Annotated in this window: 20 protein-coding genes; 11 read left to right on the forward strand and 9 right to left on the reverse strand. The window is 33.7% G+C overall.

Annotated features, from left to right (window positions below):
- Window positions 1–14: 14 nt before the first annotated feature.
- From rpmE to DYH56_RS02555, 8 genes are all read left to right on the forward strand, one after another.
- On the forward strand, window positions 15–224 hold the full coding sequence (rpmE, locus tag DYH56_RS02520; protein ID WP_028856419.1) for a 50S ribosomal protein L31: 210 nt from the start codon (window positions 15–17) through the stop codon (window positions 222–224).
- A gap of 73 nt (window positions 225–297) precedes the next feature.
- Entirely contained in the window at window positions 298–921 is a 624-nt protein-coding gene (upp, locus tag DYH56_RS02525; protein WP_114641285.1) for a uracil phosphoribosyltransferase, read from the forward strand.
- Window positions 922–1,143: 222 nt separating this feature from the next.
- The gene (locus DYH56_RS02530) at window positions 1,144–1,728 is read left to right on the forward strand and encodes an FMN-dependent NADH-azoreductase (protein WP_114641286.1); all 585 of its coding nucleotides are present in this window, start codon (window positions 1,144–1,146) and stop codon (window positions 1,726–1,728) included.
- Between the two features lie 25 nt (window positions 1,729–1,753).
- Entirely contained in the window at window positions 1,754–2,740 is a 987-nt protein-coding gene (locus tag DYH56_RS02535; protein ID WP_114641287.1) for a hypothetical protein, read from the forward strand.
- The gene (locus DYH56_RS02540) at window positions 2,700–3,188 is read left to right on the forward strand and encodes a DUF2147 domain-containing protein (RefSeq protein ID WP_114641288.1); all 489 of its coding nucleotides are present in this window, start codon (window positions 2,700–2,702) and stop codon (window positions 3,186–3,188) included. Before DYH56_RS02535 ends, DYH56_RS02540 begins: the two co-directional genes overlap by 41 nt.
- Window positions 3,175–3,780 (forward strand): class I SAM-dependent methyltransferase, encoded by a 606-nt coding sequence (locus DYH56_RS02545; RefSeq protein ID WP_158539021.1) that lies wholly within the window; start codon window positions 3,175–3,177, stop codon window positions 3,778–3,780. Before DYH56_RS02540 ends, DYH56_RS02545 begins: the two co-directional genes overlap by 14 nt.
- Window positions 3,781–3,853: 73 nt before the next feature.
- On the forward strand, window positions 3,854–4,486 hold the full coding sequence (locus DYH56_RS02550; protein ID WP_114641290.1) for an NUDIX hydrolase: 633 nt from the start codon (window positions 3,854–3,856) through the stop codon (window positions 4,484–4,486).
- Between the two features lie 174 nt (window positions 4,487–4,660).
- The gene (locus DYH56_RS02555; RefSeq protein ID WP_158539022.1) at window positions 4,661–5,803 is read left to right on the forward strand and encodes a glycosyltransferase family 4 protein; all 1,143 of its coding nucleotides are present in this window, start codon (window positions 4,661–4,663) and stop codon (window positions 5,801–5,803) included.
- Window positions 5,804–5,869: 66 nt separating this feature from the next.
- Here DYH56_RS02555 and DYH56_RS16095 read toward each other — a convergent pair whose 3' ends face one another.
- Together DYH56_RS16095 and DYH56_RS02560 are read right to left on the reverse strand one after the other, a co-directional pair.
- The gene (locus tag DYH56_RS16095) at window positions 5,870–6,163 is read right to left on the reverse strand and encodes a hypothetical protein (protein WP_199532954.1); all 294 of its coding nucleotides are present in this window, start codon (window positions 6,161–6,163) and stop codon (window positions 5,870–5,872) included.
- Complete coding sequence (locus DYH56_RS02560) at window positions 6,073–6,858, reverse strand: APC family permease (RefSeq protein ID WP_199532958.1); 786 nt, start codon at window positions 6,856–6,858, stop codon at window positions 6,073–6,075. Before DYH56_RS02560 ends, DYH56_RS16095 begins: the two co-directional genes overlap by 91 nt.
- A 236-nt stretch (window positions 6,859–7,094) precedes the next feature.
- Here DYH56_RS02560 and DYH56_RS02565 point away from each other — a divergent pair, with 236 nt between their 5' ends.
- Window positions 7,095–7,868 (forward strand): tRNA 2-thiocytidine biosynthesis TtcA family protein, encoded by a 774-nt coding sequence (locus DYH56_RS02565; RefSeq protein WP_114641398.1) that lies wholly within the window; start codon window positions 7,095–7,097, stop codon window positions 7,866–7,868.
- A gap of 44 nt (window positions 7,869–7,912) precedes the next feature.
- Window positions 7,913–8,857 carry a tRNA 2-thiocytidine biosynthesis TtcA family protein gene (locus tag DYH56_RS02570; protein ID WP_233499983.1) on the forward strand — a complete coding sequence of 315 codons (945 nt, stop codon included), beginning with the start codon at window positions 7,913–7,915 and terminating at the stop codon, window positions 8,855–8,857.
- 67 nt (window positions 8,858–8,924) lie between these two features.
- On the opposite strand, the gene DYH56_RS02575 is transcribed toward DYH56_RS02570, so the two are convergent.
- The 7 genes from DYH56_RS02575 to DYH56_RS02605 form a co-directional block, all read right to left on the reverse strand.
- Window positions 8,925–9,560 carry a deoxynucleoside kinase gene (locus DYH56_RS02575; RefSeq protein WP_233499984.1) on the reverse strand — a complete coding sequence of 212 codons (636 nt, stop codon included), beginning with the start codon at window positions 9,558–9,560 and terminating at the stop codon, window positions 8,925–8,927.
- Window positions 9,561–9,639: 79 nt separating this feature from the next.
- Window positions 9,640–10,233, reverse strand: a complete 594-nt coding sequence (ruvA, locus tag DYH56_RS02580; protein WP_114641293.1) for a Holliday junction branch migration protein RuvA — start codon at window positions 10,231–10,233, stop codon at window positions 9,640–9,642.
- 24 nt (window positions 10,234–10,257) lie between these two features.
- On the reverse strand, window positions 10,258–11,163 hold the full coding sequence (locus DYH56_RS02585; RefSeq protein WP_233499985.1) for an RluA family pseudouridine synthase: 906 nt from the start codon (window positions 11,161–11,163) through the stop codon (window positions 10,258–10,260).
- A gap of 198 nt (window positions 11,164–11,361) precedes the next feature.
- On the reverse strand, window positions 11,362–11,757 hold the full coding sequence (gene cdd / locus DYH56_RS02590) for a cytidine deaminase (protein ID WP_114641294.1): 396 nt from the start codon (window positions 11,755–11,757) through the stop codon (window positions 11,362–11,364).
- Between the two features lie 166 nt (window positions 11,758–11,923).
- Window positions 11,924–12,622: a purine-nucleoside phosphorylase gene (gene deoD, locus DYH56_RS02595; protein WP_114641295.1), complete on the reverse strand. Its 699-nt coding sequence runs from the start codon at window positions 12,620–12,622 to the stop codon at window positions 11,924–11,926.
- Between the two features lie 15 nt (window positions 12,623–12,637).
- On the reverse strand, window positions 12,638–13,897 hold the full coding sequence (locus tag DYH56_RS02600; protein WP_114641296.1) for a phosphopentomutase: 1,260 nt from the start codon (window positions 13,895–13,897) through the stop codon (window positions 12,638–12,640).
- 94 nt (window positions 13,898–13,991) lie between these two features.
- Complete coding sequence (locus tag DYH56_RS02605) at window positions 13,992–14,399, reverse strand: hypothetical protein (RefSeq protein ID WP_114641297.1); 408 nt, start codon at window positions 14,397–14,399, stop codon at window positions 13,992–13,994.
- Between the two features lie 151 nt (window positions 14,400–14,550).
- Here DYH56_RS02605 and DYH56_RS02610 point away from each other — a divergent pair, with 151 nt between their 5' ends.
- Window positions 14,551–15,582, forward strand: coding sequence for a TetR/AcrR family transcriptional regulator (locus tag DYH56_RS02610; RefSeq protein ID WP_114641298.1), 1,032 nt, complete (start codon window positions 14,551–14,553; stop codon window positions 15,580–15,582).
- Window positions 15,583–15,625: the final 43 nt, after the last annotated feature.

Genomic DNA, 15,625 nt, shown 5'->3' on the forward strand with positions numbered 1-15,625 from the left:
GGAAGGTGACTAGAATGAAAAAAGGTATTCATCCTGATTATCACTTAATTAACGTTGAGTGTTCATGTGGAAACAAATTTGAAACTAGATCAACATATACAAAAGAAACTTTAAATGTAGCTGTTTGTTCTGAGTGTCATCCATTCTATACAGGTAAGGCGAAATTCGTTGATGCTGCTGGTAGAGTAGATAAGTTTAACAAAAGATACAACCTTAAGAAATAATGAAGATAGGACTTTTTTTAAAGTCCTATTTTTTTAGGGAAAAATAAAGTATACAAAACTCAGGAGGAAAAAAATGTCAGTAATAGAAATTAATCACCCATTGGTACAACATAAATTAACTTTGCTTAGAAATAAAGATGCAGAAACAAAATTATTCAGAGAAACTTTAACGGAAATAACAGGATTGATGACCTATGAAGCTACAAAGGACTTCAAATTAAAGGATACAGAAGTAGAAACACCTATAATGAAAACAACAGCTAAAATTTTAGCTGATAAAGTAGCTGTAGTACCTATTCTAAGAGCTGGATTAGGAATGGTAGAAGGAGTTACGACATTTATCCCAACGGCTAAAATCGGGCATATAGGAGTATACAGAGATGAAGAAACATTGCAACCAGTATACTACTACTGTAAATTACCAGAAAATATAGCTGAGATGAAAGTTTTATTAGTGGATCCTATGCTTGCCACTGGTGGATCAGCAATCTATTCAATTGATTACCTTAAGGAAGCAGGTGTAAAAGATATCTCATTTATGTGTATCATAGCAGCTCCTGAAGGGATTGCCAAGGTAATCGAAAAGCATCCTGATGTAGATATCTTTGTAGGAAAAATGGATCAGGGATTAGATGAAAATTCATATATCTATCCGGGATTAGGAGATTGTGGAGACAGAATATTCGGAACTAAGTAATAAAAAATAAAATAACATAATTTCAAAGGACTTTCCTTAGGGGGAGTTCTTTTTTTTTTAAAAGTTTTTATTATGAAATTTAAGAACTTTGTGTTATTCTTAATAATGTAACCATAACAAATATATTTTTTATATCTTGTTAAAAAGAATTAAGATAGGGCATAGGATAATAAAATTATAAAAATTAGTAAATCAATAAAAAAATAATGAGGGGAAGATCGAATGAAAGTATTGTATATAAAAGCAAGCCCAAAACCAAAGGATGAATCAGCTTCCCATAGAATTGCTGAAGCATTTATAGAAGAATATAAAAAAAATAATCCAAAGGATGAAGTGACAGAATTAAATCTCCATGATGAGGGATGCCAATATGTAGATTATGAGATCCTGTGTGATTCATTTGAAGGAAAGGGACTGATGATGGAAACGGCGAATAAATTTATGGAATACGATAAATATATAATAAGTTCTCCCATGTGGAACCTTTCAATCCCAGCGATTTTAAAAGCCTATATAGATCTCATCACTGTAAAAGGAATTACTTTTAAATATAGTAAATTAGGAATTCCTATTGGTCTTGCAAAGGGTAAAAAAACTGTCTATTTAGGATCCAGAGGAGGGGGATATCCATTCCCGCTTTCCCTGATTGCATTTGATATGAGATATATAAAGTATATATTTAGATTTATAGGGATAAAAAACTTTAAAAGTTTCATCCTTGAAAATGTAGATAAATCACCAGAAAAAACAAAACAAAATTTTGAAAACAATCTAGAGAAAGTCAGAAAATTGGCAAGAAAATTTTAATATGCAGAGAATAGGACGGTAATTGATGTATACAACTGGTAAATTTATGAAACACCTTTTAAAATCAAATAAAATGTACAACACAGTGGTAAAAGATATAAAAAAAGATATTTATGAGTTCTCTTTTTTTGATAAAATAGAGGTCCAGGAAGAGAATTTTAAAAAAAATTTTAAAAATAACTTTTTTTCTATATTTATGCTGAGTTTGATAGAGTTTTTAGAAGCTGAAAGGGAAGATGTGGTCAAATACGGAAAATGTTTATTCTATCTTAGAGGAATAATCACCTGTACAGATAATATTATAGATGATGAGAGTAAGGGAGCCATATTTTTAAACGGGATAAAGGAAAAAACAACAGAAAATACCCTGTTGACCCTTATACTTCAAAAAAATCTAGAAAAAATTATCTTTGAATTAGATGTAAAAAATACAGGGATAAGTAATGCGGTACTCGAAAGTATATATTTGATAGCTAAAAGCGAGGGGATGAGAGACCGGGCTATATACGGGAACTACCCAGGTTATAATTTTATTTCCCATGAGATTCACAGCGGGATAGGAGGAGAACTCCTAAAAATAGGTGTTCTTGTTCCACTACATAGGGAAAAAAATGACAAATTTAAAGATGTATCAAAGGTACTATATAATTTAGGACTATCTTTACAGGGATTAGATGACCTCTGTGATATGGAAGAGGATTTTTATGCCGGAAAGATAAATTTAGCCACTTCATTTTTCATGGATAGATTACAGGTGGATGAGGAAACTGCTGTTAATTTGGATATTTTAGATACTCCTGCTGCAGAGGAGTACCTAAAGGAAATTATGAGTTATTCCATGGAAAGTTTTAGGATGTTAGAGGAGTTAGGTTATCCAATCAATAAAAAATTAGGCATGAAATTGCTGTTTCATCTATTTAAGATAAGGGGACTTGAAGATCTTTGGGATATTTATAAAAGGGAGGAAGAGGATGAAAAAAATAATTTTGGGATTTATGCTTTTAATGACTAGTTTAACATTTACACAAGATGGATATACAGGGTATTGGATGATGCCGGAGGGTAAATTTATAATCCATATCCAAAAGGCTGAAAACAATGAATATGTAGGTCATGTTGCCTGGCTGAAAGATCTGTATTACCCTGTGGGAGACAAGATGGAAGGGATAGAGCAGTATGATAGGAACAATCCGGATAAAACCCTGAGAATAGAAAGCAGAAAAGTTATGGGACTGCCAGTTGTAGGAGAATTATTTGAAAAAAATGGTAAATTACAGGATGGATGGATCTATGACTCTTGGAATGGAAAGCTGTATCATGGGAGTGCTAAATTATTGGATGAAAATACTCTAAAATTAAGGGGGTCATTCGACAAGTGGGGAATTCTCGGATTGAGTCAAAAGGCTAAAAGGGTAGTGAACCTAGAAAAATATGGAATACAGACTGATGAAAAAAAATAGTTATAGTGAAAGATCTAAGATTTTTTTTGATAGGGTTGCAGATACTAATTATGGTAATTCAGAAAAATTAGACAGGTATATCCTAAAAAATATAGATATAGACGATGAAACAACCGTCCTTGACTTAGGGTGTGGAGATGGAAGGTTTTTACAAAAGTTAAGGGGTTTAAATTCAAATAATATTCTCTATGGGCTGGATATATCTGAAAAAATGCTGGAGATAGCCAGTTCTAAGAAGATTGAAAGGTGTGAGTTTACTCTTGGAGACAGCAGTTATTTGCCCTATGGTGATGAAAGTATAGACCTAATAGTCTGCCTGAACTCATTTCATCATTATTCGACTCCGGGTTCGACTATAAAAGAGATAAAAAGAGTTTTAAGCTCAGATGGAAGGGTAGTAATAGGGGATATATTTACCCTGCCAATTATCAGAGAGATAATTAATTTATATCTGCCATATAGCAGGAGCGGAGATTATAAAATGTATTCTAAGAAAAGTTTAGATAAAATCTTTAGTGCAGAGGGGTTTGAAAATCAAAATTTTTCTATAATATCTCCTTGGTTATTTGTGTCAGAATATAAAAAAAAATAGGAAAAATCATCCTCAATTGGATGATTTTTTTTGATAAACTATTAATTTTTTTTAATAAAGGTGGGGTGTTTCAATGGATAGGGAAAAAATACGGGAAAAATTAAATGATGGGATAATAGGAAGAGAAAAAAATTTTAATAGTGCAGTATTGGCTAGTATCATAGAGATAGATGGGGAGTATAATTTTATTTTAGAAAAAAGATCAAAAAACATAAGCCAGGGTGGAGAGATTAGTTTTCCCGGAGGAGGATGGGAAAAAACGGATAAAAACTTTGAGGATACAGCCATAAGGGAGACTGTAGAAGAACTGGGGGTACTCCCTAAAAATATAGAGGTACTGGGAAAACTGGGAACTCTGATAATACCTGCAGGTGTATTGATAGAGGTATATGTAGGTGAGATTTTATGCAGGGTAGAAGATTTAAACATAAATTTAAAGGAAGTGGAAGAAATTTTGATAATTCCTGTAGATTATTTTAGAGATAATCCTCCTAAGGTGGAAAAAATAACGGTACAGATGCACCCCCACTATGAATTAGACGGGAAAAGGGTAAAATTTCCGGCCAAATACTATAATTTGCCTGAAAAATATCATGAACCTTGGAATGGAAGGGAAAGGGAGGTATATATATATGAGTATCATAAGGAAGTTATTTGGGGAATTACAGCAGATATAATTTATGAAATTATAAATAAAATAATTTAAAGGCTAGGAAAAAAAATTAATTTTCGTAAATTATTAGGGGACAGGAAAAATAAAGGGAAGATGAGTTTTGTAGAACCACTTTTCCACTTCGACACGCAGTCAGACTGCAGGGAGAGATTTAATGATTTTATTGAAAACTGCTGGTGTAGTAGTTTTGGGAAGGGGGGCAATAATATGAAGGAAAGAAAGGGAATAGGTGAGAAAAAAAGGGTAGGAATGGTAGTAAATGAAACTTGGAATATGTATAACTTCAGGGGCGGACTGATAAAAAAGCTGATATTAGAGGGGTATGAAGTTGTTGTTATTGCCTCTACAGATAAATTTGCTGAAAAATTGAGAAATTTAGGAGCCAAGGTAGTAGATATTGAGATAAATTCCAAGGGAACCGATCCAATAGAAGATTTAAAATTGATACTTACCCTCCATAATATATATAAGAAGGAAAAATTAGACATAGTTTTTAACTATACTGAAAAACCTATAATCTGTGGAACTATTGCCGCTAAACTGGCCAAAGTCATACCAATAGCTGTGACAACGGGCCTGGGCTATGGATTTATAAAGGAGGGAAAAGCAACCAATGTAGTTGAAAAATTATACAAATTTTCCCTTGAATTTGCTAAGGAAGTTTGGTTTTTAAATGAAAATGATAAAAAGATATTTTTAGAAAGAAAATTAGTGGATTCCAATAAAACATTTGTCTTAAACGGTGAGGGGATCGATACCGATCATTTTAAACCTCTAAAAGAAACAAGATCAGATTGTAAAATAAAATTTTTGATGATCGCCAGAGCTCTCTGGGATAAAGGGGTAAAGGAATATTGTGAGGCAGCCGAGATTATAAAATCTAAACATAGGGATAAGGAGATAGAATTTCTGTTTTTAGGGGGTGTAGGATTGCCCAATCCCTTAGCCGTTCCCAGGGAGTACATGGAAAAATATCATAATGAGGGGACAATTAACTATCTGGGAGTAGGAGATGTAACCCCGGTGATTGAAGGATCCTCTTGTTTTGTACTTCCCTCATACAGGGAAGGAATTTCCAGAGTAATCATGGAAAATGCATCCATGGGTAAACCTGTAATAGCTGCAGATGTTCCTGGATGCCGTGAATTGGTGGATGATGGGAAAACTGGATATCTTTGCACACCTGGGGAATCTAAAGATCTGGCTCAAAAACTGGAGTGGTTTATCAACCTGTCTGAGGAAAGAAGGGAAAAGGCTGGTAAATTAGGGAGACAGAAGATGATAGATGAATTCTCTGAAAATATGGTAGTAGGTGTTTACCTGGATAAATTAAAGAAATGGCTTAATTGATCCTTAGGTAAAAAAATAACCAAACTAGGTTTATAAAAACCTAGTTTGGTTATTTTTTATTTTTGTCTATCCTTCAATATTTAAAGCTTCTTCTAGTTTGTTTTCTTTCTTTGCGATCTTAGGCAGGATAAATCCCAGACCCACTAAAACCACAGGCGTTAGAATATTAAGTGTGATCTGGAAGAACCACTCAGATGAAAATAATACAAGTCCCTTTGGGAAAACACCCATTAAACAGGCAGAGGCTGTAAAGGCGAAACACCAAGCTCCTACAAGGTAGGCAACCTTATCATTTTTAATAAATACATAATCACTATTTTTAGACAGGTCTTTATTTCTCTGAAATCCTCTAAGAGCCATATAAGCCAGGAAAACCCATTGATAGGTGCTCCATATTTATTTAATTTGGCAATTGATGCAGGAATATAGTTTCTATCTGCATCTCCTATAAGGATCTTAAGAGGAGCATCTATAGAGAACATAAGAGCTGAGATTTGAGCTAATGTGTTTGCTATTGCAAATAATATGATTAAGAAATTTCCAACACCATAATATTCTCCCAATAATTTGAACGCATAATATTGTCCGTTCATCTTCAGGTCTGATGGGATCATGTTACTGTTAAACATCATTCCCATGGCTACCGATCCCAATAGTGCTGAAATTCCCACCATGATGGCTAAGACAAGCATCCCCTTAGGGAAGTTCTTAGAAGGTTTATTGATCTCTTTAACATAGGGAGATAATTTTTCACAGCCGCCTACAGCAAATACTAACATAGATATAGTAGTGAAATATTTAAAGTCAAATGAAGGCATAAGTGTAGATGCATTCCATGTTGTTGTAGCAGATTTAAGATCTACAAGGGATGGTGCTGCCAGCATCATCAGGATATATAGGATTCCCATTATAAACATTGCTGTTCCTGCCAGTGCTCCAATCCTTTTTAGAGAAGTTATTCCACGGGAAGCAATCCAAAGGAAAACTATAAAAATTATTAAAACGATAGACTGTAATAAGACAGGGTTTACACTTTTAATTAAATCTTTCCTAATCTAGTCAACTTTCAGAGGGTATGATATAATAGGAATAAATATAATTGAAAATTAAACCTCAGTCTTCTTTTAAATCAAAGGAGGAAAAAGTAAACTATAGTTACTTTGTTTTTTCCTGATTTAAATATAAAAGGATGGGGTCTTAAATTACCTATGGAGGAAGAAATTTGAATAAAAATTGTGAGATATTGGATGTAGAAAATGCAGATTTAAATGGATTTGAGAGTCGTGGGGAGATGGCTACTGACAGCTTGAGAAAAACCTATAGAAAAAAAATATGGAGAAAATTTGTCAAAGCTGTAAAGGATTTTGATTTGATTGAAGACGGTGATAAGATAGCTGTAGGAGTCTCAGGTGGTAAGGACAGTCTGCTGCTTTGTAAGTTATTTCAGGAATTAGCCAAAGATAGGACTAAAAACTTTGAGGTTAAATTTATCTCTATGAACCCGGGATTTGGAGCTATGGATATAGAGCAGTTTGAAAAAAACCTGGAGGAATTGGAGATCCCATGTGAAACATTTGATGCCAATGTATGGGAAGTAGCCTTTAAAGAAAATCCGGAAAGCCCTTGTTTTTTATGTGCAAAGATGAGAAGGGGAGTTCTATATAAAAAAGTAGAGGAGCTGGGGTGTAATAAATTAGCTTTGGGACATCATTTTGATGATGTGATAGAGACTACTATGATAAATATGTTTTATGCTGGGACTATAAAAACTATGATACCTAAGGTCAGTTCTACCAGTGGGAAACTATCTCTAATAAGACCTATGGTATATATAAAAGAGTCTGAAATAATTAATTTTACCAAGAGAAACGGGATAAAACCCATGAGCTGCGGGTGCCCTGTAGAAGGTGAAAAAACAGATTCTAAAAGAGCAGAAATAAAAAAATTATTGGAAACTTTGGAAACTGCAAACCCAAATATAAAGCAGAGTATATTTAATTCTATGAAAAATATAAACCTGGATTATGTATTGGACTATACAAGGGGAAATAAGAAGGATAAGTAAAAACCGCCAATTCAAAAATAATGCCCAAAGGACAAGGAGTCAGAATGAAAATAGAAAAAATTGAAGAATTAGATGGTCTGAAATTTGAAAATTTCAGGTTTCAAATTATAGAGGATGAATTGATTATAAAAAATATCGGGGAGAAATATGAGATAAAGTTCTCCTTAAGTGAAAAAAGAAGGATAAAAATTGCCGATTCCATAGAAAAGCTTACAGGTTTAAAATTAAAATTTTCAAAGTTGGACGGGAGGGAGATCACATCATATATCGAATCCAAGGGGTTCAATAAGAGTATCTGGAGTCTGGCCGGGAAGGCTATGTGTGATTATAAGATGATTGAAGAGGGGGACAGGATAGCTGTAGGAGTATCCGGAGGTAAGGACAGTCTTACCCTCCTAAACGTATTAGTTCGTGTAAAGATGATAACCAGGGTGAATTTTGAGATAATCCCTATCCATATCCATCCCAAGCAAAAAAGTATTGCAACAAATGAAATTGAGGACTATTGCAAATTTTTAGGCTTGGAACTGATCATAGAAGAAACCAATCTGGAGGATATCTTATTTGGAGAAGATAAGATGAAAAATCCATGTTTTATGTGCGGGCGAATGAGGAGGGGAATCCTCTACAGACTGATGAAGGAAAAAAATATAAATAAATTAGCCCTGGGACACCATAAGGATGATATTATCGAGACATTTTTACTCAATACCTTTTATCAGGGAAATTTAGGAGTGATGAAACCCAGGTATATGTCGAAGGAACATGGGGTAGAAGTTGTCAGACCCATGGCATATATCGAGGAAAGTACCATAATCAGGTATGCCCGTAGGATAAAACTGCCCATATTAAAATCTGAATGTCAGTACGAGACAAGTAAAGATTCCAAGAGATTAGAAATGAAAGAAATGATAGAAGAGTTGAGTAAAAAAAGTGAAAATATCAGAAGTGTAATTTTTAACAGTATAAAGCCGTTATTGAAAGACTAAATTCTGAAGTTTATAGTAAATCAAAAAGAGGTATTTTCTACAACAGAAAATACCTCTTTTAAAATTATTATTTATTTATTGTTTGTCCGGTTTTTATCTCATCTAATCTGGCCTTAACTGTATCTACAAACCATTTTCTATCTTGAGGATTTTCTTTTATATCTACATTGTCCACATTGATTCTCAAAATATTTGAAAGATTATAAGAGTTAAAATAGCTTTCATAATTCTGGTTCAAGCTTTCCCAATAAGATCTGGGAACGATCTTTTCATAGTCTCTGCCTCTTCTGCCGATCTTATCGACAGCACCTTCTACAGATGATTCTAAATAGATCATTAGTTTAGGAGGAGACAGGTGTTCCAGCATATTATGAAGGAGTTCCTCATAAAGTTCAAACTCTTCAGGTGCCATATCCCCGTCTTCCATGAGCATCCTGGCAAAGATAACATCACCATAGATACTCCTGTCCATAACACAGCCATCCAATAAATTAGCTTCCTTTATCATCTTAAATCTCTTATTTAAGAAAAATATTTGAAGGGGAAAACTATATCTTTTTTTATCATAGTAGAATTTATCTAAAATAGGATTATTTAGAACAGGTTCTTCAAACAATGAAATTCCTAATTCTTTAGCTAAAATATCCCCTAAAGTACTCTTTCCAGCACCTACAACACCATCAATACAAATAATTCCGTTCATATCATCTCCATTCAATCTCGTTTTTTTAAAATATTCTTTATAATACATCATTTGCCTCACAAAATTTATTAATATAAAATTATTTACTTATCTTTCTTAAAATATCTTTTATAGCCATTTCGATACTGTCATATGAATCCAAGTCTTTAGGAGTGACGAATTTATCTATGTCTTTTTTAGAGTATCCAAGAGCACCTAAAGCCAGGTAGATATCTTCTTCTAACTGGGCCTTGATACTGCCAGTACCACTATCTATATTGTCTACAAGTTGAAGGTTTTTCATCTTGTCTTTCACATCAACTATGAGTTTTTGTGATTTTTTAGCTCCTAATTTAGGGACCTTAGTCAGTAGTTTTGTATCCTCATTGGCTATTATCTGTTTCAGATCATTGATAGAAAAAGTAGACAGGATAGCCAAGCCAAGTGACATCCCTATTCCATTTACATTGATGAGGATCTCAAAAAAATCTCTTTCCCTTTCCTCAGCAAAGCCAATTAATTTAAACATATCTTCCTTCACATGATTATAGATATATAACCTTGTAGTTTCACCTAGTTTGATCTTGTCTAAAGTTTGGAGGGATACAAATACCTTGTAACCTAAACCATTTACATCTATGGCAACATAGCCCATTTTTTTTATGGTAATCTTACCATCTAAATATTCAAACATTTTCCCACCTCTCCCTTTACAGTTCTATCTCTTTCTCATTCTCTTGAATACCTTTTCAAAACTAGCTGGGATCTGAGTCTCGAACTTATACTCTTTTCCTGTTATTGGGTGGATAAATTCTAATACTCTGGCATGTAATCCCAGTCTTTTAATTGGGTTTCCAGTAGCACCGTATTTTTTATCTCCTACAATTGGATGCTTTAGATCCTGCATATGTACTCTGATTTGATTCTTTCTTCCAGTTTCAAGGGATGCTTCTAATAACGTAAAGTTATTAGTTTTCTTGATTACCTCATAGTTTGTGATGGCTTTTTTTCCGCCATTATCCGTCTTACTGGAATAAACTACAAATGCGGTATTTTCCTTTAACCAAGATGTGATAGTTCCCTTATCATTTTCAACTTTTCCTTCTGTTAATACAGAGTACTTTCTGCTGAGAATATATTTCTTCCAGTCACTTTGCAGGAGCTGCTGAGCTTCAGCAGTTTTAGCAAACATCATTATTCCAGAGGTATTTCTATCCAGTCTGTGAACAATGAAGATCTTGTTTGTGGGGTTATTTGCTTTAACATGGTCCTTTAATTTATTATAAGCAGTATTTTCATCTCTGCCGCCGGTAGATACTGAAAGAATACCTGCATCTTTATTTGCAACGATGATACTGTCATCTTCAAATAAAATTTGAACACCCTGCATCTTCTTTATCTCTCTATCCTTATTCCAGTTGATTTTTACCTCTTGACCGACAGTTAGGATGTGATTGAACTGACTTACCATTTGGCTGTCTACAGTTATCTGACCATGAGTAAGCAGTGATTTTAAATTATTTTTACTTTTTCCCTGCAGGTGGAAAGATAAAAAATCCATTAATTCCATTTTTTCTTTTACTTTTAAGACTGTGTCTCTTTTTATTTTCATATTTTTTTTCAAAATAAATCTCCTTGTATTACATTTTTTTATTTACCTATAATTATATCATTTTATCAATAGTTTAGCCATGAAATTTTAAGAATATAAAAATGCTGGTGATTCCCACCAGCATTTTTATATTCTTAATTATTTAGCTCTAATACTATAAGTCATAATGTCGACCATAATAACTTAAGGCTTTTTCACAGCTAAATCACCCTATAATCTGAATCCATAGGGGAATATCTCGGTAAATTTTACCATCTTGTATTCTTTTTTCATATTTGCCATGATAACAAGAGTATCCTCTGTGGCAAATTCATTTATAACTTGTCTGCAGGCACCACATGGTGAGATAGGACCCTCTGTATCTCCTACAACAGCTATAACTTTGATCTTATTCATTCCCTTGGAGACAGCATGAAAGACAGCATTTCTCTCCCCGCACATGGATAATCCATAAGATGAGTTTTCTACATTACATCCTGTATAATGATCTCCTTTATCGTCGATTAGGGCAGCTCCTACCTTAAAATTTGAAAATTTTGCATATGCACCTTCACGAGCTGTGATGGCCTCATCGATTAATTCCAATATTTCTTTCTCATTTAACATACTTTCACCTCTTTTATTATTATCTAGGAAATTATAAATTTTTATTGAACGGACTAAAATTTACAAAAATTTAAATTATGCCTAACTGGATGCAACGTCACGTTGCCTAAGGGTATTAAAAGGCATACCATATTGGTATGCCCTTTATTATTATAACATATTTTTTTTATAAAGTACCTAATGCTACTTCAATCATCTCACTAAAAGTAGTCTGTCTTTCAGCAGAGGTAGTCTCTTCTCCTGTTACTAAGTGGTCAGAAATAGTAAGCAGAGTCAGAGCTTTTACTCCGTGTTTAGCTGCTACAGTATATAGACCTGCTGTTTCCATCTCTACACACAGTACACCGTATGATGCCCATTTTTTATAGTCATCGAAGTTGTCACCATAAAATTCATCTGAAGTAAACACATTTCCGGCCTTTACTTTAATATCTTTTTCTTCAGCAGACTTAATAGCCTTCATCATCAGATCGAAATCAGCCGTAGGAGCATAGTCTGCACCATTAAATCTGATCCTGTTTAATCCTGAGTTTGTAGAAGCTGACATAGCTAAAACGATATCTCTGACTTTGATGTCTTCCCTGTAAGATCCGGCAGATCCTACTCTGATTAAGTTTTTTACTCCATAATCCTGGATCAATTCATTTACATAGATAGAGATAGATGGAACACCCATACCAGTTCCCTGAACAGATACTTTTTTACCCTTATAAGTACCAGTATATCCATACATTCCCCTTACTTCATTATAGCACACTACATCCTCTAAAAATGTTTCAGCAATCCATTTTGCTCTAAGCGGATCTCCCGGTAGTAATACCGTTTCTGCAATATCCCCTTTTTTTGCACCTATATGTATACTCATTTCTATTTCCCCCTTTTATTTACATTTACACTTATGGTCTTTTCCATGATGGCCGTGGTGTTTTCCACTGCCACAACATTTAAATAAATCTTTAGCAAAACTAGTTCCCGGCAGTTCATTAGTATCTAAGATCAGCTCTTCAATGGTAGAAGCTATATCAGCAAATGACTCCCTGTCACCTAAGTTAACTCCTTTTTTTAATCCGTGTCCGTATGTAAGGACAGGAATATACTCCCTGGTATGATCTGTTCCTTCATAGGTCGGGTCACACCCATGATCAGCAGTTAAGATTAAAAGGTCTCCCTCTTTCATAGCTCCAATAATCTCAGGCAGTTTATTGTCAAATTCTTCCAGTGCGTATTTATATCCTTCTGCATTTCTTCTGTGTCCAAAAAGCATATCAAAGTCAACTAAGTTTGTAAAAATAAGACCCTTAGTATCTTCCTTGATGGCCTTTATAGTTTTATTGATTCCATCCATATTGTCGGTATTTGTTCCACGAGTATCAGTTACTCCTACACCTGCAAATATATCGTTGGTTTTTCCAACAGCTACTACATCCAGCCCTTTATCCTTAATCATGTCTAAAAGTGTTGCCTTTGGTGGGACCACTGAATAGTCGTGTCTGTTAGAAGTTCTCGCATAGCTGCCTGACTCGTCTCCAAGATAGGGTCTGGCAATTACCCTGGCTACTGGGGCCATCTCATTGCATATTTCCAGTGCTATTTCGCAGGCTTTATATAGTTCTGCCAGAGGAATATCTTCTTCGTGAGCTGCTATCTGCAGTACCGGATCAGCTGAAGTATAGACTATCCAAGCGCCGGTCTTTTTTTGTTCGGCTCCATAATCATCCAAGACTTTAGTCCCTGAATATGGCAGGTTACAAAGAACTTTTCTTCCGGTTCTTTTTTCTAATTCATCCAAGACTTCCTTTGAAAATCCATTTGGATATGTTGGGAAGGGTGTTTCGTTGATTATTCCGGCAATCTCCCAATGACCTGTTGTAGTATCCTTTCCTTTGGAAGCTTCATTGGCTTTACCGTAAGCTCCCAATGACTTTCCTCCACAACAATCTGTAGTCTTAGCTACCCCTTCTATATCTGTCAAGTTTCCTAGACCTAACTGTTCCATGTTTGGCAGATTGATCCCCCCTGTAGAACTTGCAATATGACCAAAGGTATTTGATCCTGAGTCTCCATAATCTTTTGCATCAGGTAATTCTCCTACACCAGCACTATCAAGTACTATGATTATAGCTCTATCTATATTGTTCATAACTACCTCCTTGTATTTTAATTCTTTTAATCATTCTATAATGATTGATCTATGATATATAGGACAAATGTCTTTATTTTTTCCAGATTGGTATCTACTCACCTAAAAATTTTAAATATTCATTTTTTTCTATTTCAACGAGGGAAAGATTGGGGTCGGCACCTTTAATAAATTTCATAGGCCAATCATCGGGGCTCATATTATCTAAAGTAATCTTTTTAGAGACTTTTTCAAGGATGATACATCTACTTTTTACTCCCATACCCTGCATTTTTTTATAACTGCTTTCTATCACAGTAGCAGTACACACAAGGTCTATATTTTCAGAGTCAAAACAGATCACATCATCTCCTTCTTTGATATTTTTAAAGTCTTTTCTACACTCTCTAGACGATATTTCTATCCTATCACCTACTTCATCAAAAACATCTGACCATACAGTCAAGTTTTTCTCCGTGACCCTACATTCCTTGTCCCTTCTCAATAGATAATATTTTTTCACCTAAAATCCTCCCTTATAAAGAATATTTTAACCTGCACTACATTCTACTCTTTTTTTTTATAAAAATTAAGAATTTATTTTAAAAAATTATTTGAAGAAGGAATAAGGTTAAATTTTGGTATATTTCCTATATTAGGAGGTGGATAGTAGGATGGAAAATCAAATTATGATTAGTGGGAAAAAATTATTTTATAAAAATGGTTATTTTAAAACTAAGATCTCCGATATAACAGATGATATAGGGATATCTACGGGAAATTTCTATACTTACTACAGCTCTAAAGAGGTACTTTTAGATAAAATTTTGAGGGAGCAGCTAAATACTTTAAACAGGGAATTCAAAATAGTTATAAATATAGATGGAAATTTGCCAGAAATATTAAATAATTTTTTTATCACAAATATTAATTTTGTAAAAAATATGATGCCGCTGTATATTTTAAAGGAAGAAGTTGAAGGAAGTACCAACAGATTTAAAGATACAACGATTAAAATTATAAGGGAATATGATGAAATTTTATCCCATTATATCAAGATAATTCTTTTGAAAGAATCTATAAATTTAAAACAATTAGATATAATAGTATCTCTGATAAATATCCAGACTAAAACATACATGGCTTATCTTATAAAGGGGAAAAAAATAGAATATTTAAATGCTAAAAGTACGAAAAAAAAAGCTGAAATATTGACGTCCCTGGCACTTTCGACCTGTACTATATTTAACTTGCATTTTGAAAATACCACCAAGTATGACAGTTTGACAGGTGTATATTCAGAGGAATATTTTATTAATTTTTTGAAAGAGATAACCTTGACCAATGAGATGAATGACATAGCTTTCTTTGTGGTCTACCCGCCCAGGCTGAAAATGAATAAAAAAGATTTTTTTTCAGACTCAATATTAAAGGGAATAGCGGATATTTTGAAAAAAGATACAAAATCAGATGATGTCATAGGTCTTCTAAATGAAATATATTTTATTATATATATGAAAAAGATAGGCGGGAAGGGAGTGGAAAAGTCCATTGAAAAAAGAATGAAAAAAATGTTTAAAGGGATGGAAGAAAAATATTCCAATGGAGAACCTTGCACCATACAGATTGAATTTATTTCTATAAAAGAATCCATGCCTTACGCCGCAATTAAATCAAAGATAGATGAAATCGTATACCAAAAATAAAAGAATTAAAATTAGGAGGATCTAAAGGGTATCCTTTTTTAGG

This window comes from Psychrilyobacter piezotolerans, assembly GCF_003391055.1.
Lineage (GTDB): Bacteria > Fusobacteriota > Fusobacteriia > Fusobacteriales > Fusobacteriaceae > Psychrilyobacter > Psychrilyobacter piezotolerans.